The 1,280-nt window shown below is 73.5% G+C and carries 2 protein-coding genes; one reads left to right on the top strand and one right to left on the bottom strand.

Annotated features, from left to right (window positions below):
• Positions 1-234, bottom strand: a 234-nt coding sequence (locus G3I40_RS30300; protein ID WP_164305821.1) for a MarR family transcriptional regulator, incomplete at its 3' end; no start/stop codon positions are given.
• A gap of 65 nt (positions 235-299) precedes the next feature.
• Here G3I40_RS30300 and G3I40_RS30295 point away from each other — a divergent pair.
• Positions 300-1,280 (top strand): Gfo/Idh/MocA family oxidoreductase (locus tag G3I40_RS30295; protein WP_164305822.1); only part of this gene is annotated, 981 nt, incomplete at its 3' end.

The raw sequence follows: 1,280 nt of genomic DNA, 5'->3' as shown, positions 1-1,280 counted from the left end.
GCCGGTGGAGGCGCGCCGGCCCGCCTCCACGGCGAGCCCGTCGCCGCGCAGCCGGGCCGTGATCTTGCTGACGGCCTGCGGGGTCAGGCCCGTGCGCTCGGCGAGTTCGAGGCGGCTGATCCCCGCCTCGCCCGCCGTGCGCAGCAGGTCGAGCACGAGTGCCGCGTTGTGCCCGCGCAGGGCGGTCAGGTTCACGCCGGCGGTGGACCTGACGTGGGAGACATGCGTGTTCACGGCCCCATTGTCTCCTGCGCTTGCACTTTGGCAACACCGTTGCTTAAGTGGAGGGCATGGAACGTATGACTGACACCGGTACCGGCGCCCGCAAGGTCGGCCTGATCGGCTACGGCCTCGCGGGCTCGGTCTTTCACGCCCCGCTGATCGCCGCGACCGAGGGCCTCGTCCTCGACACGGTCGTCACCTCGAACCCGGAGCGGCAGGCCCAGGCCCGCGCCGAGCACGGCGAGGGGCTGCGCTTCGCGGCCGACCCCGACGAGCTGTGGGAGCGGGCGTCCTCCACCGAGGCCCCGCTCGACCTGATCGTCATCGCCTCGCCGAACAAGACGCACGTACCGCTCGCGACGGCCGCCCTCAAGGCGGGCCTGCCGGTCGTCGTCGACAAGCCGGTGGCCGGCACGGCGGCACAGGCGCGCGAGCTGGCCGCGCTCGCCGACGAGCGCGGCCTGCTGCTGTCCGTCTTCCAGAACCGCCGCTGGGACAACGACTTCCTGACTCTCAGGTCCCTTCTGGACGACGGCGAGCTGGGTGACATCTGGCGCTTCGAGTCGCGCTTCGAGCGCTGGCGTCCGCAGCCCAAGGGCGGCTGGCGCGAGTCCGGGAACCCGGAGGAGATCGGCGGTCTGCTCTACGACCTCGGCAGCCACGTCGTCGACCAGGCGCTCGTCCTGTTCGGCCCGGCCGTCTCCGTGTACGCGGAGTCGGACGTGCGCCGCGCGGGCGCCGAGGCCGACGACGACACGTTCCTCGCGATCACCCACGCGAACGGCGTCCGCTCGCACCTCTACGTCTCCGCGACGACGGCCCAGCTCGGCCCGCGCTTCCGCGTGCTGGGCTCCCAGGCCGGCTACGTGAAGTACGGCCTGGACCCGCAGGAGGCGGCGCTGCGCGACGGGAAGCGTCCCGTGGCCGGCGAGCCGTGGGGCGTGGAGTCCGAGTCGCTGTGGGGCCGCGTCGGCTCCGGCGAGTCCCCGCTCACCGGCGGCGGCCGGCCGGCCGAGACGGTGCCGGGCGACTACCCCGCGTACTACGCCGCCGTGGCC

It is taken from the genome of Streptomyces sp. SID14478 (assembly GCF_010548525.1).
GTDB lineage: Bacteria > Actinomycetota > Actinomycetes > Streptomycetales > Streptomycetaceae > Streptomyces.
The sequence above is the reverse complement of the archived record's forward strand: the minus strand, read 5'-3'. Positions and strand labels throughout refer to the sequence as shown.